Origin of the sequence: Parvibaculum sedimenti (assembly GCF_009184905.1) — a bacterium.
In the GTDB taxonomy this organism is placed as follows: domain Bacteria; phylum Pseudomonadota; class Alphaproteobacteria; order Parvibaculales; family Parvibaculaceae; genus Parvibaculum; species Parvibaculum sedimenti.
Genome location: NZ_WESC01000001.1, coordinates 348,558 through 367,079 on the forward strand (window position 1 = coordinate 348,558; position 18,522 = coordinate 367,079).

General features: G+C 63.1%; 17 protein-coding genes. 13 read left to right on the plus strand and 4 right to left on the minus strand.

The genetic code is table 11. The annotated features are described in order from the left end of the window. Positions 1-9: 9 nt before the first annotated feature. Positions 10-1,374 carry an Ntn hydrolase family protein gene (locus F2P47_RS01715; protein ID WP_152214420.1) on the minus strand — a complete coding sequence of 455 codons (1,365 nt, stop codon included), beginning with the start codon at positions 1,372-1,374 and terminating at the stop codon, positions 10-12. 98 nt (positions 1,375-1,472) lie between these two features. Here F2P47_RS01715 and F2P47_RS01720 point away from each other — a divergent pair, with 98 nt between their 5' ends. Further along, positions 1,473-1,952, plus strand: a complete 480-nt coding sequence (locus F2P47_RS01720; protein WP_152214421.1) for a glutathione peroxidase — start codon at positions 1,473-1,475, stop codon at positions 1,950-1,952. Positions 1,953-1,972: 20 nt separating this feature from the next. Here the strand turns inward: F2P47_RS01720 and F2P47_RS01725 are convergent, their stop codons facing one another. Next, on the minus strand, positions 1,973-2,638 hold the full coding sequence (locus F2P47_RS01725) for an OmpA family protein (RefSeq protein ID WP_152214422.1): 666 nt from the start codon (positions 2,636-2,638) through the stop codon (positions 1,973-1,975). A gap of 178 nt (positions 2,639-2,816) precedes the next feature. Between F2P47_RS01725 and F2P47_RS01730 the strand changes: the two genes are divergently transcribed. From F2P47_RS01730 to F2P47_RS01745, 4 genes are all read left to right on the plus strand, one after another. Continuing rightward, on the plus strand, positions 2,817-3,581 hold the full coding sequence (locus F2P47_RS01730) for an SDR family NAD(P)-dependent oxidoreductase (RefSeq protein ID WP_152214423.1): 765 nt from the start codon (positions 2,817-2,819) through the stop codon (positions 3,579-3,581). Positions 3,582-3,585: 4 nt separating this feature from the next. Then, positions 3,586-4,035, plus strand: a complete 450-nt coding sequence (locus tag F2P47_RS01735; RefSeq protein WP_152214424.1) for a GNAT family N-acetyltransferase — start codon at positions 3,586-3,588, stop codon at positions 4,033-4,035. A gap of 130 nt (positions 4,036-4,165) precedes the next feature. Then, a complete protein-coding gene (locus F2P47_RS01740) occupies positions 4,166-5,017 on the plus strand; it encodes an SDR family oxidoreductase (RefSeq protein WP_152214425.1) in 852 nt (283 codons plus the stop codon). A 110-nt stretch (positions 5,018-5,127) separates the two neighbouring features. Then, a complete protein-coding gene (locus F2P47_RS01745) occupies positions 5,128-6,435 on the plus strand; it encodes an alkyl sulfatase dimerization domain-containing protein (RefSeq protein ID WP_152214426.1) in 1,308 nt (435 codons plus the stop codon). Positions 6,436-6,501: 66 nt separating this feature from the next. Here F2P47_RS01745 and aptA read toward each other — a convergent pair whose 3' ends face one another. Next, positions 6,502-7,830, minus strand: a complete 1,329-nt coding sequence (aptA, locus tag F2P47_RS01750; RefSeq protein WP_152214427.1) for an omega-aminotransferase AptA — start codon at positions 7,828-7,830, stop codon at positions 6,502-6,504. Positions 7,831-8,022: 192 nt separating this feature from the next. Here aptA and F2P47_RS01755 point away from each other — a divergent pair, with 192 nt between their 5' ends. The 3 genes from F2P47_RS01755 to F2P47_RS01765 all read left to right on the plus strand — a co-directional run bounded on the left by F2P47_RS01755 (position 8,023) and on the right by F2P47_RS01765 (position 10,400). After that, positions 8,023-8,598, plus strand: a complete 576-nt coding sequence (locus F2P47_RS01755) for a cupin domain-containing protein (RefSeq protein ID WP_152214471.1) — start codon at positions 8,023-8,025, stop codon at positions 8,596-8,598. A gap of 498 nt (positions 8,599-9,096) precedes the next feature. Next, complete coding sequence (locus F2P47_RS01760; RefSeq protein ID WP_246176692.1) at positions 9,097-9,972, plus strand: isocitrate lyase/PEP mutase family protein; 876 nt, start codon at positions 9,097-9,099, stop codon at positions 9,970-9,972. Further along, positions 9,972-10,400, plus strand: a complete 429-nt coding sequence (locus tag F2P47_RS01765) for a PaaI family thioesterase (protein ID WP_152214428.1) — start codon at positions 9,972-9,974, stop codon at positions 10,398-10,400. The genes F2P47_RS01760 and F2P47_RS01765 overlap by 1 nt, the downstream gene beginning before the upstream one ends. 54 nt (positions 10,401-10,454) lie before the next feature. On the opposite strand, the gene F2P47_RS01770 is transcribed toward F2P47_RS01765, so the two are convergent. Beyond that, complete coding sequence (locus tag F2P47_RS01770; RefSeq protein ID WP_152214429.1) at positions 10,455-11,222, minus strand: transporter substrate-binding domain-containing protein; 768 nt, start codon at positions 11,220-11,222, stop codon at positions 10,455-10,457. Between the two features lie 254 nt (positions 11,223-11,476). Here F2P47_RS01770 and ileS point away from each other — a divergent pair, with 254 nt between their 5' ends. From ileS to F2P47_RS01795, 5 genes are all read left to right on the plus strand, one after another. Next, positions 11,477-14,356, plus strand: coding sequence for an isoleucine--tRNA ligase (gene ileS / locus F2P47_RS01775; protein WP_152214430.1), 2,880 nt, complete (start codon positions 11,477-11,479; stop codon positions 14,354-14,356). A gap of 3 nt (positions 14,357-14,359) precedes the next feature. After that, positions 14,360-14,896, plus strand: a complete 537-nt coding sequence (gene lspA, locus F2P47_RS01780; RefSeq protein ID WP_152214431.1) for a signal peptidase II — start codon at positions 14,360-14,362, stop codon at positions 14,894-14,896. 77 nt (positions 14,897-14,973) lie between these two features. Beyond that, a complete protein-coding gene (locus F2P47_RS01785; RefSeq protein ID WP_152214432.1) occupies positions 14,974-15,558 on the plus strand; it encodes a DUF3035 domain-containing protein in 585 nt (194 codons plus the stop codon). A gap of 87 nt (positions 15,559-15,645) precedes the next feature. Then, positions 15,646-17,085, plus strand: a complete 1,440-nt coding sequence (locus F2P47_RS01790; RefSeq protein ID WP_246176693.1) for a M16 family metallopeptidase — start codon at positions 15,646-15,648, stop codon at positions 17,083-17,085. Continuing rightward, the gene (locus tag F2P47_RS01795) at positions 17,082-18,482 is read left to right on the plus strand and encodes a M16 family metallopeptidase (RefSeq protein ID WP_152214433.1); all 1,401 of its coding nucleotides are present in this window, start codon (positions 17,082-17,084) and stop codon (positions 18,480-18,482) included. The genes F2P47_RS01790 and F2P47_RS01795 overlap by 4 nt, the downstream gene beginning before the upstream one ends. The last annotated feature ends 40 nt before the right edge of the window (positions 18,483-18,522 follow it).

The following is an 18,522-nucleotide window of genomic DNA, read 5'->3' on the forward strand; positions in this document are numbered from 1 at the left end:
GATGGGCCGTCAGCCCGGTATTCCGGCCAGTTTCGCGAGCTCGCGCCAATGCATCCGGTAAAGAAGGGAGCCGCCCTTGCCTTTCCGTTTGGGCATGGCCAGCACAAGGGCGAGCCAGCGTTCCTCCGCCTCGGCGGCCTCGGCCCAGATGTCGCGCGAGAGTTGTGCGGCCTCTTCGGCACGTCCGCCCCGGGCGAGCAGGGCGTCCACACGCTCGAAGAAACCCGCTTCCAATCGGTCGCGCTCACCCGCAAAAGCGGCGAGCCTCGGCGCGTAGTCTTCCAGCACGGCCCGGTGCAGGCGCTCATGGCGCCACCAGAGCGTTGCCGGGTCGAAGCGGTCGGTCGGGGCGGGGCCGAAATCCGGGAGCGCCGCCCCCTCGAAGCCGGGTCCGAAGAAGACCGGCTTGAAGATCGACGTGTCGGGCGAGGATGTTCCCGTCACCCAGTGAACGGCGCGGCCGGGGGTGAGATCGGCGACCCATGAGGCCGTCGTCTGCCCATATTGGCGGATCGGTCCCCATGAGGCATGGGCGCAAACGCCACCGCCCATGATGCCATCCGGCCGCCAGTCGGAATTTCGCGCCGCCTCTTCCCCGTGATCGCGCAGGATCGCCATCAGGCTTTGCGGCGTATGGCCTTTCGATGTGCCGAGAAGGTCGGTCGTCCGGCACCAGCGCTTCACGCCATGGCCAAGCGTCGAGCGCAGGCGATCCGCGTAGGCCACCGCGAAATCGAACGCCGCGCCCTCCTTCGCAAAACCGCGCCTGATCGCCTGCCGGATGAGGTTCTCGCTCGTGGCGTCGAATTTCGCGCTGATCGTGTAGGTGTTGGAGATCGAGCGAAACCCGTCGACGCGCTCCACCGCCCATTCGCGCCCTACCGTTTCGAGCACATAGGCCGCGCCGCCCGTATCCGCGATGAGGAAGGAATTGTGGTACTCGAACTTGCCGAGAGGGGCGCAGTTCCCGCCCTGACCATGCCGGCCAAGCAGCGCGGTGATGACATCGAGCGCTTCTGCCGCCGTTTTCGCGCGCTCGAGGCCGAGCCGCAGCAGGTCCATCCCGAGCAGCGCCTGTTCTTTCTGCGGGGCGATCTTTGCAAAGACGGCCTCATTGCCGATCACGAGGCCATGCTCATTCGCCCCCATCTCCGCGCCCCACATCCAGAAAGGCCGCGACAGCAGCACGGCATGGGTCTCGGCCACTTGCGGAATCTCGATATAGGTGCAGCGCAACGTGGCGCCGGGCGCATGTGTCGCGCGCGGCCGGAAGTCCAGATATTGGGCCTCATTGGCTCCGCGGTCGGAGTTCTTGGCAAAGAGCAGCCCGCCGCTCTTTGTCGCCTTCGGCCCGGCCACCATCGTGTCGCACATCGGCACCCCCTGTTACAGGCATCTTAACTGCGGTGCCGAAGTGGTGAAGAGTGAAAATCTCCGTGCTAGGCTCAGTCATCGAGCATCGGGAGGAAACCATGAGCGCGCATCTCTTCGAGTTCCGCACCATCAAGGGCGAGGCGCTTCCGCTCTCGCAATTCGAGGGCCGCGCCATTCTCATCGTCAACACGGCGAGCCGCTGCGGCTTCACACCTCAGTATCGCGAGCTGCAAGGCTTGTGGGAGCGCTATCGCGGGCGGGGCCTCGTCGTCATCGGTGTGCCGTCCAATGATTTCGGCGCGCAGGAGCCGGGCACGGAGACCGAGATCCTCGAATTCTGCGAGGTGAATTACGACATCGATTTTCCGCTGACCGCGAAAGAGGCCGTGATCGGCGAAGAGGCGCATCCCTTTTACAAATGGGTGGCCGAGGTCGGCGGCGAGGGCGCGGCGCCGCGCTGGAACTTCCACAAATATCTGATCGGCCCCGAGGGCGAGCTTGTGAATGTCTATTCGAGCAAGGTCAGCCCGCTAAGCACCGAGCTGGTGAACGAGATCGAAGCGCTTCTCGGCGCCTGAGCCTTAAGGCGCACCCCGCCTTACGGCGCAAACGACTCCTTGTAGCCTCGGCCCTTGGCATCGGTGAAGGGCGAGAGCTTGATCTCGACGCGGCGGTTCTGCGCCCGGCCTTTCGCCGTGCGATTGCTGGCGATGGGTTCGCGCGCGCCCGCACCGCGCAGGAGGAAGCGCTTTCCATCCGCGCCCTGGTCGATCAGGAATTGTGCGACGCTCCGCGCGCGCCCTTCCGAAAGATTGCGGTTCGCCTCTGCCTTGCCCTCATTGTCGGTGTGGCCGGTCACGTCGATCAGGATGCGCTCGTGGACCTTAATGATATGGGCCAGCCGCTTCAGCGCTGCTGCGGATTTGGGTGCGATCACTGTCGAGTTCGGCGCGAAGGCGGCGCTTCCCTCCATGTTGAGATGGATCGAGTTGCCGACGCGGGTGATGCTGAAACCGTGGTCCGACAGCTCGGAAATGAGGTCATGTTCCGTGCTGTCCATATAGGCGCTGACCTCGCTGGCGGGAATTGGTTTCAAGCCCTTCTTCAGCATGGCCTGGACCCGCCTGGCTGCCGCGTCGGCGCTTGCCATCGAATAGGTGGGCGCGGGGGCCGGGACAGGCGTGGGTGCGCGCGCCGCCGTCTGGCAGGCCGCGAGCAGGCTTGCCGCAGCAGCAATCAATAGAAACGCCCGTCCCCCGCGCATGGCAACTCCCGCTCACAAATTGACGATGCGACGAGGGATGCGGCCCCATGCCTGTGGCATCCGGCGCCGATGGTGTAAAAGATCCCCAGCCGTCGTGTGACGATGCTTAAACTAGCAAAGCTTCGTCGATGCGAGAACCGAATTGACGCATTTAAAAAACCAAAAGGGAGAAGTCGCCATGTCGCTATTCGATCTGACTGGAAAGGTCGCCATCGTCACAGGCTCGACCAAGGGCATCGGCGAGGCCATCGTGCATCGCCTCGCCGAACATGGCGCCAAGGTCGTCGTGTCGAGCCGCAAGGCTGATGCCTGCGACAAGGTCGCGGGCGAGATCAACGCCAGGCATGCGGGCGCGGCCATCGCCGTTCCCTGCAACATTGCCGACAAGGCAGATCTGCAGCGTCTCGTCGACACGACGAACAAGACCTGGGGCAAGGTCGACATTCTTGTCTGCAATGCCGCCGTGAATCCCTTCTTCGGTTCGTCGAAGGATATTCCCGACGATGCTTTCGACAAGATCATGTCGTCCAACGTCAAGTCGAACCACTGGCTCTGCAACATGGTCATTCCCCAGATGGTCGAGCGCAAGGACGGCTCCATCATCATCATCTCGTCGATCGGCGGCCTGCGCGGTTCTTCCGTGCTCGGCGCCTATTGCCTGTCCAAGGCGGCGGACTTTCAGCTCGCGCGCAACCTCGCTGTCGAATATGGCCATCACAATGTGCGCGCGAACTGCATCGCGCCGGGGCTCATCAAGACGCGCTTCGCGCAGGCGCTCTGGGACAATCCCGACATTCTCGAAAAGTCGACATCGACCGCGCCGCTGAAGCGCATTGGCATGCCGGATGAAATCGCGGGCGCGGCCGTTTTCCTCGCCGGTCCCGCCGGCGCCTTCATGACCGGCCAGCAGCTCGTCATCGATGGCGGCGTCACGATAGCGTGATCTCATGGAGAAAAGCCCGCTCACCATCCGCCCTCTCGAAACGCGCGACCGCGCGGCGTGGGATGGATTGTGGGCGGGCTATCTCGCCTTCTACGAAACGGCGCTCGCGCCGGAAGTGACCGGGGATACATGGGCGCGCCTTCTCTCCGGCGCGCTCATCGGCCTCGTCGCGGTGGATGGCGAAGACAGGCCGCTGGGCTTCGCCCATGCGTTGCTTCACGCCGGAACATGGAGCCCGAAGCCGCTCTGCTATCTCGAAGACCTCTTCGTCCTTCCGAAGGCGCGGGGGCAGGGCGCGGCCCGCGCCCTCATCGAGGCGCTTGCCGCGCGCGGCCGCAAGGAAGGCTGGCTCCGGCTTTATTGGCAGACCGCGCGGGACAATGCGACCGCCCAGGCGCTTTACGACAAACTTGCCACCCGGACGAATTGGCTGCGTTACGACCTTGATCTTTAGTTCCGAATGACCACTTGTTTCTTTTCGGTCATCGCGCATTTTCAGGCGAAGTGGACGCCGGTTCGCCGTCCGAAAATGCGCCGTGCAACATTTGAAGCGCTTCTGACGAAGCGTTTCAGGGGAGGGTTCAATGAAGAGCGTGGTGGTAACAGGCGTGTCGACCGGCATCGGCTGGGGCGCGACCAAGGTTCTGACGAAAGCGGGCTTCCATGTCTTCGGCAGCGTCCGCAAGGAAGCGGATGCGCAAAGGCTCAAACAGGAATTCGGCGAGAGGTTCACGCCGCTCCTCTTCGACGTGACCGATGTCGCCGCCGTGAAGCGCGGCGCCGACGAGGTCCGCGCGGCGCTGAAGGGCAAAACGCTCTTCGGCCTCGTCAACAATGCGGGCATTGCGGTCTCCGGGCCCCTGCTCGAACTTCCGCTCGATGAGTTCCGCCAGCAGATGGAAGTGAACGTCACCGGGCCCCTGATCGTCACCCAGGCCTTCGCGCCGCTCCTCGGCGCCGACACCTCGCTCAAGGGCGCGCCGGGCCGCATCGTCAATATCAGCTCGGTCGGCGGCAAGCAGGCCGCCCCCTTCGTCGGCCCCTATTCGGCGTCGAAATACGCGCTCGAAGGCCTCTCCGAAAGTCTCCGCCGCGAACTTCTTCTCTTCGGCATCGACGTCATCATCATCGGCCCCGGCGCGGTGAAAACCCAGATCTGGGCGAAGGCCGAGGAGGTCGACATCACGCCCTATCTGAACAGCCCCTATTACCCGAGCCTGGTGAAGTTTCGCACCTTCTTCCTCAAGAGCGCCAAGACAGGTCTCACGCCCGAACGCCTCGGCCGCGCCATCCTGAAGGCGCTGACGGTGAAGAACCCCAAGGTGCGCTACGCCGTCGTGCGGCAGCGGCTCCAGAACTGGACGATCCCCCAGCTTCTCCCCAAGCGCTTCGTCGACCGCCTGATCGGCAGGAATGTCGGCCTCTTGAAGCCCTGACCGGAATTCCGCAATACGGAACCGAAGCCGAATTTTGTCGACTTTGAGCGGCGACCGGGCGACCCATGGCGTCGCCCGGTCCTTTCGGGTGTCCGTTCGGAGGAAACAATATGGCCGATCTGCTCGCCCTGTCCGCGCGCTATATCGATAATGACATTTATGAGGGGGCGGGGCTCGTCAACCGTCCGACAACGGAGCTGTCGGAGATTGCCGACGGCATCGCGCTCATCGAAGCCTTCTCTCATGTCGTGACCTTCCGCACCGGCGATGGGCTCGTCCTCTTCGACACGAGCCTTGAAGCTTTCGGCAAGGGCGTGCTCGCCTCCCTGCGGCGCTGGACCGACGAGCCGGTCTCGAACATCTGCTACACCCACGGCCATGCCGACCATGTCGGCGGCACGGGCGCCTTCGTCTGCGAGGCCTGCGAGAAGAAGGCGCGCCGACCGCGCATCATCGGGCACGAGAATGTGAGCCCGCGCTTCCGCCGCTACGAACTCACCAACGGCTACAACTTCACCATCAATGCGCGCCAGTTCGCGCCCGCGACGGAACTCCGCATGGGCGTGACCGATGCAGAAGGAAAGGTTCTGCCGCCTGCCGGCCGCTTCGGCCCCGACCCCTGGGTCGAGCCCGACACGACCTTCCGCGACCGCCTCGAATTCAAGTCCGGCGATACGCGCTTCGAACTGCGCCACGCCCTCGGCGAAACGGACGATCATCTCTGGGCCTGGGTGCCTGAGCGCAAGGCGATCTGCTCGGGCGATTTTGTCACCTGGGTGTTCCCCAATGCGGGCAACCCGCAGAAGGTTCAGCGTTATCCGCTCGAATGGGCGAAGGCGCTGCGCGAGATGATTGCGCTGGAGCCGGAACTGCTTCTTTCCGCCCATGGCCTTCCCATCAGCGGAAAGGCACGCATCGCAAGCGTGCTCGACAATATCGCCACCGCGCTCGAAATGCTGGTGAGCCAGACGCTCGACATGATGAATGCGGGCGCCCGCCTCGACGAGATCGTTCATGCGGTGAAGCTGCCCTCGTCGCTGATGGACAAGCCCTATCTCCGTCCCGTCTATGACGAGCCGGAATTCATCATCCACAATGTCTGGCGTCTCTATGGCGGCTGGTACGATGGCAATCCCGCGCATCTGAAGCCCGCGCCCGACGCGGTACTCGCCGCCGAACTCGCGAGCCTCGCGGGCGGCCCGCTGGCGCTCGCGCGCCGCGCCGAGGCGCTGGCAGATCAGGGCGATCTACGTCTTGCCTGTCACCTGGCCGAACTCGCCGCGCAGGCGGCGCCGGACAATCGCGACGTACATGCGGCCCGCGCCGCCATTTACGGCAAACGCCGTAAGTCAGAAGCCTCGCTTATGGCCAAGGGCATTTATGGCTGGGCCGAACGCGAGTCGGCGAAGAAGCTCTGACAAGAAGAAACGCCCTCCGCGTGGAGAGAACGCGGAGGGCGCGGCAGGCGTTGGTCAGGAACGCCCTTATGCGATGTGGTCGAGAACCTTGCGGAAGCGGCCGAAGATTTCGTCGATCTGCGCCTTTTCGATGATCAGCGGCGGCGAGAAGGCGATGCAGTCGCCCGAGACGCGCACCATCATGTTCTCGTGGTGGAAGGCGTGACACATGGTGTCGAAGCCGCGCTTGCCCGGCACACCCTCGACCGGAACCAGATCGACCGCGCCGGCAAGCCCGATGACGCGGATATCGGCAATGAGCTTGTGATCCTTGAGGCTCATCAGTGCATCGGCGAAATAGGGCTCCAGCGCGCGCGCTTTCTCGAACAGCCCTTCCTTGCGGTAGATGTCGAGCGTCGCGAGACCGGCGGCTGCCGCCAGCGGATGGCCGGAATAGGTGTAGCCGTGGAAAAGGTCGATCGCGTGGTCCGGGCCGGTCTGGAACGTGTCGTAGATCTGCTTGCTGACGATCGCGCCGCCCATCGGCACCGTGCCTGAGGTGATGCCCTTGGCGAAGGTGATGATATCGGGCGTCACGCCGAAGCGTTCGGCGGCGAAAGCGTAGCCGAGTCGGCCATAGCCCGTGATGACCTCGTCGAAAATCAGCAGGATGCCGTGTTTCGTACAGATTTCGCGGATCTTCTGCAGGTAGCCCTTGGGCGGCGGCAGAACGCCCGTCGAGCCGGACATCGGCTCGATGATGACGGCGGCGATGGTCGACGCGTCGTGGAGGTCGATAAGGCGCTGCAAATCGTCGGCGAGATGTGCGCCCCATTCCGGCTGGCCGATCGTGAAGGCCTGCTCCGCGCGGTTATAAGTGTGGGGCAGGTGATCGACGCCCGCCACCAGATTGCCGAACCATTTGCGGTTGGCGACCATGCCGCCGACGGCCGTGCCGCCGAAATTGACGCCGTGATAGCCGCGCTCGCGGCCGATGAGGCGCGTACGGCCGCCGTCGCCCTTGATGCGGTGATAGGCGAGCGCGATCTTCAGCGCTGACTCGTCTGCCTCAGAGCCCGAATTGCAGAAAAGCACATGGTCGAGGTCGCCGGGCGCGAGGCTCGCGATGCGGCTCGCGAGTTCGAAGGCCTTGGGGTGACCGAACTGGAAGGTCGGCGCGAAGTCGAGCTCGGCGGCCTGATCCTGGATCGCCTTCACGATGTCTTCGCGGCAATGGCCCGCATTGCAGCACCAGAGGCCGGCCGTGGCGTCGAGCACTTCCGCGCCGTCGGGCTTGTAATAGTGGACGCCCTTGGCGCGCGCGATCATGCGCGGCTCGCGCTTGAACTGGCGGTTGGGGGTGTAGGGCAGCCAGTTCGACTCGAGGTCGTTCGGCGCGGCGGCGTCGGCGCTCATGGAAGGTCACTCCTGTTGACGAAAGCGGTACAATTCAAAGCCGCAAGCGGGCGCAAATCAAGGGGTTTCGGGCGTGACTTTGGCCGCATGTCGAGTATTTTAAACGTTATGGCAAAGGGCGCGACGAAGATCGGCAAGGGCGTGGTGAATCCGGCGGCAGGGAATTTCCGTCGTGCCCATGGCGCTGCCACGATGCCTGCCCTGCCCGAAGGCGAGGGCGACACGCCCGACGTCGGTGCGCGGCTCCGCGCCTTCCGCACCATGCACGGGCTTTCCCAGCGCGAACTCGCCAAGCGCGCCGGCGTCACCAACGGCACCATCTCGCTCATCGAGCAGAACCGCGTCAGCCCCTCCCTCGGCTCGCTGAAGAAGGTGCTCGACGGTTTCCCGATTTCCCTCGCCGACTTTCTGACGCTCGAACTCAAGCCGCGCTCGAAGGTTTTCTATCAGGCCAAGGAACTCCGCGAGATTGCGAGCGGGCCCATCTCCTTCCGCCTCGTCGGCCGCGATACGCAAGGCCGCGCCATCCAGATGATGCATGAGCGCTATGCCCCCGGCGCGGACACGGGCGACGACATGCTCTCCCATATCGGCGAGGAAAGCGGCATCGTCGTTTCCGGCATGATCGAACTGACGGTCGGCGGCGAGACTCGCAAGCTCATGCCGGGCGACGCCTATTATTTCGACTCGCGCCTTCCCCACCGCTTCCGCAATCCCGGCACCATCGACTGCGTCATCGTTTCGGCCTGCTGCCCGCCGAGCTTTTGATTTTTTGCCTCGCCCCGGCCTGGATCGATTTAACGGCTTAAGTCGTTAGGAGTGTGGAACCCGCGGCGGACCCACCTAAAAATTCCGATAACTGTGTAGGCGAGGAGCCAGCCTATTGGAATTGGTGCGAGGGCCGTAAACGCTACGTTACCCCAACTGTCTTTGACGAAGATGGCGTAATTTTTTTCCGCCTCGTCCATGCAAGGTCCGAAGTTGAAGTCGTTGTGCTGCTTTTTTAGATCTATACAGGTCTGGTAGGTCTCGTTCATAAAATCTTGTGCTCTGTCAACGTCTGAGGTTCGTTGAAAGAGCGCGGCACCTATAATCCAAAGAACTGAAACGACAATGCCAAGTCGCTGCCAACCATTGATGTTAGTGAGCATTAGTTCCTCCTGAGACGAACAAATCATTTCATCATACCCTGTGCGGCCTTCGGCCAATAGGCGAGCGGCGCGGTAGTGGGTGGCCCAAGATGTGCCGATAATGGAGAGCTGAAGAGTGAATGAGATAAAATCCCTTGCCACGCTTCTCGCCGAACCCGGCATCATCGTCGCGCCCGGCGCCTATGACGCGCTGTCGGCAAAGATCGCTGCGCAGGCAGGCAGCCCCGCCGTCTACATGACGGGCTTCGGCGTCGCGGGTTCGACGCTCGGCCTGCCCGATATTGGCCTCATGTCCGCCACCGAAATGGCCGACCGCGTTCGCGCCATCGCGGATGCGGCGATGCCTGCGCCCCTCATCGCGGATGGCGACAATGGTCATGGCGGGCCGCTCAACGCCGCGCGTCTGACGCGGCTCTATGAAGCGGCGGGTGCCCAATGCATCCAGCTTGAGGATCAGGTTTTCCCGAAACGCTGCGGCCATATGGAAGGCAAGGAAGTTGTCTCGATGGAGGAGGCCGCGCAGAAGATCCGCGCCGCCGCCGAAGCGCGCAACTCGAAGGACTTCAAGATCATGGCGCGCACCGATGCCCGCGCGACGCATGATCTCGACGAGGCGCTGCGGCGCGGCGAAGCCTTCCTCAAGGCGGGCGCAGACATTCTTTTCATCGAAGCACCGCGCGACATGGCGGAGCTTGAGCGCGTCACCACGACGTTCAAGGGGGTGCCGCTGCTCGCCAACATGGTCGAGGATGGCAAGACGCCCTATCTCTCGACGAAGGTTCTGGAGGAGCTTGGTTTCAAGATCGCCATCTTCCCTGTCGCCGCGCTTCTTGCGGTGACGAAGCGCTTGCAGGATGTTTATGCGACGCTGCTGAAAGGCGAGGGGCTGCCCGCCGACGACACCCGCGTCACCTTCCAGCGTTACAACGAGATCGTTGGCCTGCCGGAAATGCTTGCCAGCGCCGCGCGCATCGCAGCCGAGGAGAAGTGATGCCGAGCTGGTCGAACATCCTGAAACGTATTGCGTCGGGCGAGATGGAAAAAGCGCCGCCGCATGTAGCCGCGCTCAATCTCTATGCGGGCAAGCTCACTGTGATCGAACCGGGCCGCATCCGTTACGACTGGCCCGTCGATCCGCAATATCTGAACCCTGTCGCGATCTTCGGCGGTTATCTCGCTACGCTCGCCGACCAGACCTGTTCCTTCGCGCTGATGACCATGCTGAAGGACGAGCAGAACTTCACTACCAGCGACCTCCAGATGCATTTCTTCCGCCCCGTGACGGAAGGCATTCTTGCCTGCGAAGGCCACGTCGTGAACGTCTCGAAGACGCAGGCCTATGTGGAAGCGACCTTCACGAATGCCGACGGCAAGCTCGCGCTGAAGGCGAGGGCGGTGGAGCGGATCATTCCGGCCTGAATTGTCTGTCACCCCGGACAAGCCCGGGATGACATGTGAGAGGAGGCCGACGCCTCACTCCACCCACTTCTTCCACCCTCGCGCGAATTCGCCCGAGCGCTTCGCCTCTGCAAGCCAGCTGTCCACGGCACGCTTCAACTCCTCATCCTTCGGCAGGAGGTAAGCCTTCTCCGCATGGTCGAAGGGACGGTCGGGATGCACGGCGCAAAGCGTCGGCTGGAGCTTCGCCTGCACCCGCGCTTCCACGGCGTCGGTAATCATCAGGTCCGCGCGGCCCGCCACGATCTCGTCGAAGATCGTGCCGTTGTCCTTGTGGAGGATCACCGTCGCGCGATGGATGTGGGCGCGGGCGAATTTCTCGTTGGTCCCGCCCGGATTGACGATGAGGCGGACGCCGGGCTGGTCGATCTGTTTGAGCGTCTGGAAGCGCTCCACCAGCGAGCAGCGGGTGACGGGCGTTTTCCCGTCGCTGAGGACAGGTGCCGAAAAGAGGCCGATCTTCGCCCGCGCGGGCGTCACCGAGACGCCGCCCATGGCGATGTCGAACTTGCCCGCATCGAGGTCCGCCGAAAGCGTCGGCCAGCTCGTTTTGACGAAGCGGGGCTTTACCTTCAGCGAAGCCGCGAGCGAGCGCCCGAGATCGACGTCGAGCCCCGAGAACTCGCCGCCCTCAAGGGTCGAAAAGGGCCGGTAATCCCCGGTGAGCCCGATCCGAAGCTCGCGGGACGCCCGGATGGCATCGAGCCGGGGTCCCGCGCCGGCCGGCAGGGGCAGGGCGAGCGCCATCAGCCCCACAAAAAGCAAAAGAACCCGAAAACCCATCGCCCGATCCTCCAAAACCAATCCTCCCCGAGCCTAACCCCTCGGCTCCCTGCCGGGGATAAGTGCCCTTTACTGGACTGTTAGGGATACCGCTGCTAGAAAGCGGCCCATGAAAATGCGTCATTTGAGCCATATAGCAGGGTCTGCGCGAATTAGCGGCCCGGCCTGCCGCTGAGGGTCCCACGGGGCCCGATCCAGCGCCTCGGGCCGGGACGAGAACCCATGACGCAAACCCCGAACTGCTCGAGACCCTGATGGCCAGCGACAGCAAGACCGATAACGAGACGCCCGCCCGCGATTACCGCGAGACGATCTTCCTTCCCGAAACGCCCTTCCCGATGAAGGCAGGCCTTCCGCAGCGCGAGCCCGAATGGCTCGCCCGCTGGGAGAAGATGGACCTCTACAGCCGCCTGCGCCTCGAAGCCAGGGGCCGCGAGCCCTTCATCCTGCATGACGGCCCGCCCTATGCGAATGGCAACATCCATATCGGCCATGCGCTCAACAAGACGCTGAAGGACATCATCGTCCGCTCGCAGCAGATGATGGGCCGCGACGCCAATTACGTTCCCGGCTGGGACTGCCACGGCCTGCCCATCGAATGGCAGATCGAGGAGAAGTACCGCGCCAAGGGCAAGAACAAGGATGAGGTTCCCTCTTCCGAGTTCCGCCGCGAATGCCGCGACTTCGCCGCCCACTGGATCGAGGTGCAGAAGGCCCAGTTCAAGCGTCTCGGCGTCATTGGCGATTGGGACAATCCCTACACCACCATGGCCTTCGGCGCGGAAGCGACAATCGTCAACGAATTCCTGAAATTCGCCCGCGAAGGCGGCGGCCTCTATCGCGGCTCGAAGCCCGTCATGTGGTCCATCGTCGAAAAGACGGCGCTCGCGGAGGCGGAAGTCGAATATCACGACCACGTGTCGCGCACGATCTTCGTGAAGTTCCCTGTTCGCAAGGGCCCGGCGGAGCTCGACGGTGCGTCGGTTGTCATCTGGACGACAACGCCCTGGACCATCCCGGGCAATCGCGCCATCGCCTTCTCGAAAACAATCGGATACGGACTTTATCGCGTCGAAGCGGTTGAGGAAAACAGCGGCGCGCAGGTCGGCGATCTCCTCGTGCTCGCCGACGGTCTCGCCGATGAAGTGTTCAAGGCGGCGAAAGTCTCCGCATGGGAGCGCAAGCTCGCCGTTGATCCGTCGACGATTGCGACGACCGCGCATCCTTTCGCCGGACAGGGCTATGAGTTCGACGTGCCGCTGCTCGCTGGCGACTTTGTCACCGATGAAACCGGTACTGGCTTCGTTCATATCGCGCCCGGCCACGGTCAGGACGACTACGAACTCTGGATGTCGAATTTCGGCCAGAAGGGCATTCCCGACACGGTGAATGCCGAAGGGGTCTATTACGATCACGTGCCGCTCTTCGCGGGCAAATTCGTGCTGACCCGTCAGGGCAAGGAAGGAACGGCCAACGCCGCCGTCATCGAGGAGTTGCAGAAGGCGGGCAGGCTGCTCTCGCAGGGCAAGCTCACCCACTCCTATCCGCATTCATGGCGCTCCAAGGCACCGCTCATTTTTCGCAACACGCCGCAATGGTTTATCTCCATGGAGGTGAATGACCTGCGGAAAATCGCGCTCGCCGAAATCGACAAGACGCGCTTCGTGCCCGCCGCGGGCCGCAACCGCATCTATTCGATGGTCGAAGGCCGCCCGGACTGGGTCGTCTCCCGCCAGCGCGCCTGGGGCGTGCCGCTGACGCTGTTCGTCGGCAAGAATGACGGCGCGATCCTGCGCGACGAAGCGGTCAACAATCGCATCGTCGAAGCCGTGAGGGCCGAAGGTGCCGATGCCTGGTTCGACAAGCCCGCGAGCTATTTCCTGGGGCAGGCCTACAATCCGGATGATTTCGAAAAGGTCTCCGACATTCTCGACGTCTGGTTCGATTCAGGCTGCACGCATGCCTTCGTTCTTGAAGAGCGCGCCGATTTGCGTTCGCCCGCCGATCTCTATCTTGAGGGCTCGGACCAGCATCGCGGCTGGTTCCATTCCTCCCTGCTGGAGTCCTGCGCCACGCGCGGCCATGCGCCCTACAAACAGGTGCTGACGCATGGCATGACGCTGACCGACAAGGGCCTCAAGATGTCGAAGTCGCTCGGCAACGCGATCGAGCCAGAGGCGATCATCAAACAGAACGGCGCCGACATTCTGCGTCTCTGGGTTGCGTCCACCGACTACTGGGAAGACCAGCGCATCGGGCCGGAAATCATCAAGTCGAACGTCGAGGCCTATCGCAAGCTGCGCAACACGTTCCGTTACATGCTGGGCAGCCTCACCGGTTTCAGCGATGCGGAGCGTGTACCGCTCGCGGACATGCCGGAACTCGAGCGTTATATTTTGCACGCGTTGGAGGACATCAAAGGCGAAGTTGAGATGGCCTACGATGATTATGATTTCAAGCGCGTCTTACACCGCGTGTTGAACTTCATGACGGTCGATCTCTCGGCTTTCTACTTCGATATCCGCAAGGACGCGCTCTATTGCGACCCACTGTCCTCTATCCGGCGTCGATCCTGTCGCACCGTTTTGGATATTCTCTTCACCCATCTGACAACCTGGTTAGCGCCTATTCTGCCATTCACGACTGAAGAGGTCTGGCTTACCAGGTTCCCAGCTGACGACGACTCCGTCCATCTGAGGCTGTTCCCTGAAGCGTGCCCCGAGTTCCACAATGGTGAACTTTGGGAAAAGTGGAATATGGTGCGCGAACTCCGCCGCGTCGTTACCGGCGCGCTGGAAGTCGAGCGCCGCGAGAAGCGCATCGGCGCCAGCCTCGAAGCGGCACCCGACGTCTATGTCACGAACGCCGAGCTGCTGGCCGCGATGGAAGGCCTCGATCTCGCCGAAATCGCGATCACCTCGCAGGCGCAGCTCATCGACGGAGAAGGCCCCGCCGATGCGTTCAGGCTGGAGGATGTGCCGGGGGTCGCCGTCGTGCCGCAGCTCGCGCAGGGCAAGAAATGCGCGCGTTCCTGGAAGATCCTTCCCGAAGTGGGCTCCGTACCGGGTTTCCCGGACCTGACCCCGCGCGACGCCGCCGCCGTTCAGGAATTCGACGCCCGCCAAAAAGGATAAGCCATGGCGCTCTCCATTGCAGGAAGGCCGGTCTGGGGCCCCCTTTCGGGGCTGGGCGCGCTTGTCGCCGTGCTCGGCTTTGCCTCGGACCGCTTCCACAAATGGTGGATGCTCAATGTCTTCGACATGGCCGATCGGGGTCGCTATCAGGTGACCTCGTTCTTCGACCTCGTCATGGCCTGGAACAAGGGCGTGAGCTACGGCCTCTTCCAGGCCGAAACGACAATCGGTCGCATCGCGCTCATTCTTTTCGCCCTGCTCGTCGTCGGAGGGCTGGGATTATGGTTAGCGAAAGCGCAGTTGAGGATTACCGCGGTGGCGATCGGCCTCGTCATCGGCGGCGCGCTGGGGAATGTCCTCGACCGCTTCGTCTATGGCGCGGTGGCTGACTTTTTTAGTTTTCACGCCTTCGGCTTTTACTGGTATATCTTCAATGTAGCGGATATCTGGATCGTGATGGGCGTCGGCCTGATCCTGCTGGAATCCGCACTTCCGGGTGTGTTCGGACCGGTTAACTCCGAACAGAGTGACCAGGGCTAGGCGCGCAAGGACGAGCGTGCCTGAGACGCCCGGTAGGGCCAGCGGCACAAGGCCCAAAGCTGAAGGACATGACGGTAATGCTGAAGAGCAGGCGGATTTTTAGCCTGGGTATGCTTGGCGCCCTGTCTCTGGCGCTCGCTGGTTGCGGCGGCGGCGGCATCAAGGATGCGCTCGGCTATTCCAAGGATGCCCCGGACGAATTCTCGGTCGTCACCAAGGCGCCGCTCGTCATCCCGCCGGAGTTCTCGCTCCGTCCTCCGCAGCCCGGCGCACCCCGGCCGCAGGAAGCCAATATGCAGCCGTCGGCGAGGGCTCAGGCCGCGCTGACCGGCGAGGAAGCCGCTGCCGCATCGGGCGCCACCAGTTCCGGCGAGCAGGCGCTGCTTGCCGAGACGGGCGCAGCAGAGGCCGATCCCAACATCCGCGCGGTCGTGAACAACGAAACGCGGACGCTGGTTGAAAAGGACGCGAAGCTCACCGACGACATCCTCTTCTGGCAGCAGAAGACGCCGCCGGATGAGCGTCTGGTCGACGCGGCCGCCGAAAAGAAGCGCGTCGAACAGAACGAAGCCCAGGGCAAGCCGGTCACAGAGGGCGATACGCCCTCCAGGGCGCCGGAGAAGCCCGGGTTCTTCAGCGGCCTCTGGTCGTCGATCTTCTGATAGACCCATCGCAAAGAAGTTGAACGAAGGCTCGCTCCCATAGAGCGGGCCTTCTCCGTCCCGCCCCTCCGGCAGTGGAGCGAGTGCTTGCTTCTTTCCCATGAATTCCGCCTTCGTCATCTGACAGCCACGGCTCTTCTGGCTGTTTTCCTCGTTTCCGCAGCCGATGCCGCGCCGCAGGCGACGCTACCGTCGAGCCCGGCCGCTTCGGCGCAAGGGGCGGAGCCCGGGTCCGATCCGCGCCCGGTCGCTCAAGATCCGCGGGCGCCCGAGATGTTCCGCCTTGCCAATGGTATGGGCGTCCTCGTTATCCCGGATCATCGCGCCCCCGTCGTCACCCACATGGTCTGGTACCGCGTTGGCGCGGCCGACGAGACGCCGGGCAAGACGGGGTTGGCGCATTTCCTCGAACATCTGATGTTCAAGGGTACGGAGAAGATCGCGCCCGGCGAATTTTCCAAGACGATCGCCCGCAATGGCGGTCAGGACAACGCCTTCACCAATTACGACTTCACCGCCTATTACCAGGCGATCGCGAAGGACCGCCTTCCCCTCGTCATGTCGATGGAAGCGGACCGCATGACCGGCCTGCGCCTCACTGACAAGGAAGTTCTGCCCGAGCGCGATGTCGTTCTCGAAGAACTCCGTATGCGGCTCGAAAACGAACCGGTGGCGCTGCTGCAATCCGCAATGAATGCGAAGCTCTACGGCAAGCACCCCTATGGCCGCGACGTGATCGGCGTGAAGTCGGAGGTCGAGAAGCTCTCGACAGCCGACGCGCTCGATTTTTATCGCCGGTTCTATACGCCCAACAATGCGATCCTGATCGTTGCTGGCGACATCACCGGCGCGGAACTGAAGCCGCTTGCCGAGAAGTATTACGGCTCCATCCCCGATCGCGCCCCGACCTATGTTCGTAAGCGCCCCGCCGTCGAATGGCCGAAGGCGCCCGAGCGCGTCACGCTGCACGACCCGCGCGTGCAGGAGCCGACCTGGCTTCGCTTCTATCCCGCGCCCTCTCAGGCAGGCGCCGGTCCGCGCGAAGCGGCTGCGCTCGACGTGCTTGCCGAAATTCTCGGTGGCGGCACGACGAGCCGCCTCTATCAGGCCCTCGTCGTGCGCGAGAAGGTCGCGAGCTCCGTTCAGTCCTGGTATGACGGCGACAATCTTGATGCGGGCGATTTCGGCATCTATGCGCTGCCGCGCCTCGGTGGAAATCTCGCCGATGCGGAAAAGGCAATCGCCGTTGAAGTCGCGCGCCTCCTGAAGGACGGCGTTGCTGCCGACGAACTCGACCGCGCAAAGACACAGCTCGTCGCCAGCGACATTTATGCGCGCGATACGCAGCAGACGCTCGCCTATGCCTATGGCAGCGCGCTGATGACGGGCGTATCCGCCCGCGAGGTTTTTGAATGGCCCGATTACATTCGGGCTGTTACCGCCGATGACGTTCTCGCCGCAGCGCACAAGGTCTTCGATAAATCGAACACGGTCACGGGCGAGCTTCTGCCGGAGGAAAAGCCATGATGCGCCGGCGCCTTCTTTCATTCTGCGCCGCGCTTGCGGCCTTCTCCCTCATGGCCGCGCCCGCAGAGGCGATGAAGATCGAGCGCGTGGTGAGCCCCGGCGGCATTGAGGCCTGGCTCGTCGAGGAATCGGCGGTGCCCGTCATCGTCATGCATGTCTCCTGGGAGGGCGGCTCCGCCAGCGATCCCAAGGGCAAGGAGGGCATTGCCAATCTGGCCTCCGGTCTCTTCGACGAAGGTGCGGGCGACCTCGATTCCGAGACCTTCCAGAAGAAGCTCGCGGCCACCGGCGCCGTCATGGGTTTTTCCGAGGATCGGGATTATTTCGAGGCGAGCTTCAAGACGCTGGCCGACAAGCGCGACGAGGCTTTCGCGCTGTTCGGCCTTGCGGTCACCAAGCCCCGCTTCGACCCGGATGCAGTCGAGCGCATTCGGGCCCAGATCGCGACCATCATCGCGCGGAACATGGAGGATCCGGGCTGGATCGCCGCGCAGGACTGGTACAAGGCCGCTTATGGCAGTCACCCCTATGCGCGCCCGAGCGACGGCACGCTGAAATCGCTTGCCGGCCTGACCGTTGCCGATCTCCATGCCTTCAAGCGCAATGTGCTTGCCCGCGACAATATGAAGATCGCGGTCGTCGGCCCGATCACGCCCGCCGAACTTGCCCCCCTGCTCGACAGGACATTCGGCGCGTTGCCCGCACATGCGCGGCTGCCGAAGATTCCCGAAGTGAAGGTGGCGGCCAAAACGAAGACCGTCATCGAGAAGCGTCCCTTCCCGCAAAGCGTCGTCATTTTCGGACGTCAGGGGTTGAAGCGCGCCGACCCGGATTTCGTTCCTGCCTTCGTCATGAATTACGTGCTCGGCGGCGGCAGCTTTTCCTCGCGGCTCATGGAAGAGGTGCGCGAGAAGAGAGGGCTCGCCTATTCGGTGTCGAGCTATCTTGTGCCGCTGCGCCATGGCGCGATGATGATGGGTGAACTCGGCACCAAGAATGCGAGCGTCGGGCTTTCGCTTTCGCTGATCCGCAAGGAGCTTGCGCGCATGGCGGCTGGCGGGGTCACGGACAAGGAACTAGCCGACGCCAAGACCTACCTGACCGGCTCCTATCCGCTGCGCTTCAATTCCAACCGCAAGATCGCGGGCGAACTGATCGGCATCCAGACCGAGAATCTCGGCATCGACTATGTGGACCGCCGCAACGCCATGATCGAGGCGGTGACGAAGGAGGATATTGCTCGCGTCGCCAAGCGGCTTCTGGCGGGCAACGAACTCATCGTTTCGATCGTCGGCGAACCCAACATGTCGGAAAAGCTCCCTGAGGGGACGAAGCTCCGTCCCATGCCCGAACCCACGGGCCGGCCGACCGAAGGGGCGCCCGGCGCGTCGCAGTAGAGCAAACTGCCTCGAAATGGTCACGATCCCTGTTGATGCT

What these genes read in the sequence shown, in the direction of transcription:
- F2P47_RS01715 (WP_152214420.1), bottom strand. Translation starts at nt 1,374, where the DNA reads ATGTGCGACACGATGGTGGCCGGGCCGAAGGCGACAAAGAGCGGCGGG.
- F2P47_RS01720 (WP_152214421.1), top strand. Translation starts at nt 1,473, where the DNA reads ATGAGCGCGCATCTCTTCGAGTTCCGCACCATCAAGGGCGAGGCGCTT.
- F2P47_RS01725 (WP_152214422.1), bottom strand. Translation starts at nt 2,638, where the DNA reads ATGCGCGGGGGACGGGCGTTTCTATTGATTGCTGCTGCGGCAAGCCTG.
- F2P47_RS01730 (WP_152214423.1), top strand. Translation starts at nt 2,817, where the DNA reads ATGTCGCTATTCGATCTGACTGGAAAGGTCGCCATCGTCACAGGCTCG.
- F2P47_RS01735 (WP_152214424.1), top strand. Translation starts at nt 3,586, where the DNA reads ATGGAGAAAAGCCCGCTCACCATCCGCCCTCTCGAAACGCGCGACCGC.
- F2P47_RS01740 (WP_152214425.1), top strand. Translation starts at nt 4,166, where the DNA reads ATGAAGAGCGTGGTGGTAACAGGCGTGTCGACCGGCATCGGCTGGGGC.
- F2P47_RS01745 (WP_152214426.1), top strand. Translation starts at nt 5,128, where the DNA reads ATGGCCGATCTGCTCGCCCTGTCCGCGCGCTATATCGATAATGACATT.
- aptA (WP_152214427.1), bottom strand. Translation starts at nt 7,830, where the DNA reads ATGAGCGCCGACGCCGCCGCGCCGAACGACCTCGAGTCGAACTGGCTG.
- F2P47_RS01755 (WP_152214471.1), top strand. Translation starts at nt 8,023, where the DNA reads ATGCCTGCCCTGCCCGAAGGCGAGGGCGACACGCCCGACGTCGGTGCG.
- F2P47_RS01765 (WP_152214428.1), top strand. Translation starts at nt 9,972, where the DNA reads ATGCCGAGCTGGTCGAACATCCTGAAACGTATTGCGTCGGGCGAGATG.
- F2P47_RS01770 (WP_152214429.1), bottom strand. Translation starts at nt 11,222, where the DNA reads ATGGGTTTTCGGGTTCTTTTGCTTTTTGTGGGGCTGATGGCGCTCGCC.
- ileS (WP_152214430.1), top strand. Translation starts at nt 11,477, where the DNA reads ATGGCCAGCGACAGCAAGACCGATAACGAGACGCCCGCCCGCGATTAC.
- lspA (WP_152214431.1), top strand. Translation starts at nt 14,360, where the DNA reads ATGGCGCTCTCCATTGCAGGAAGGCCGGTCTGGGGCCCCCTTTCGGGG.
- F2P47_RS01785 (WP_152214432.1), top strand. Translation starts at nt 14,974, where the DNA reads ATGCTGAAGAGCAGGCGGATTTTTAGCCTGGGTATGCTTGGCGCCCTG.
- F2P47_RS01795 (WP_152214433.1), top strand. Translation starts at nt 17,082, where the DNA reads ATGATGCGCCGGCGCCTTCTTTCATTCTGCGCCGCGCTTGCGGCCTTC.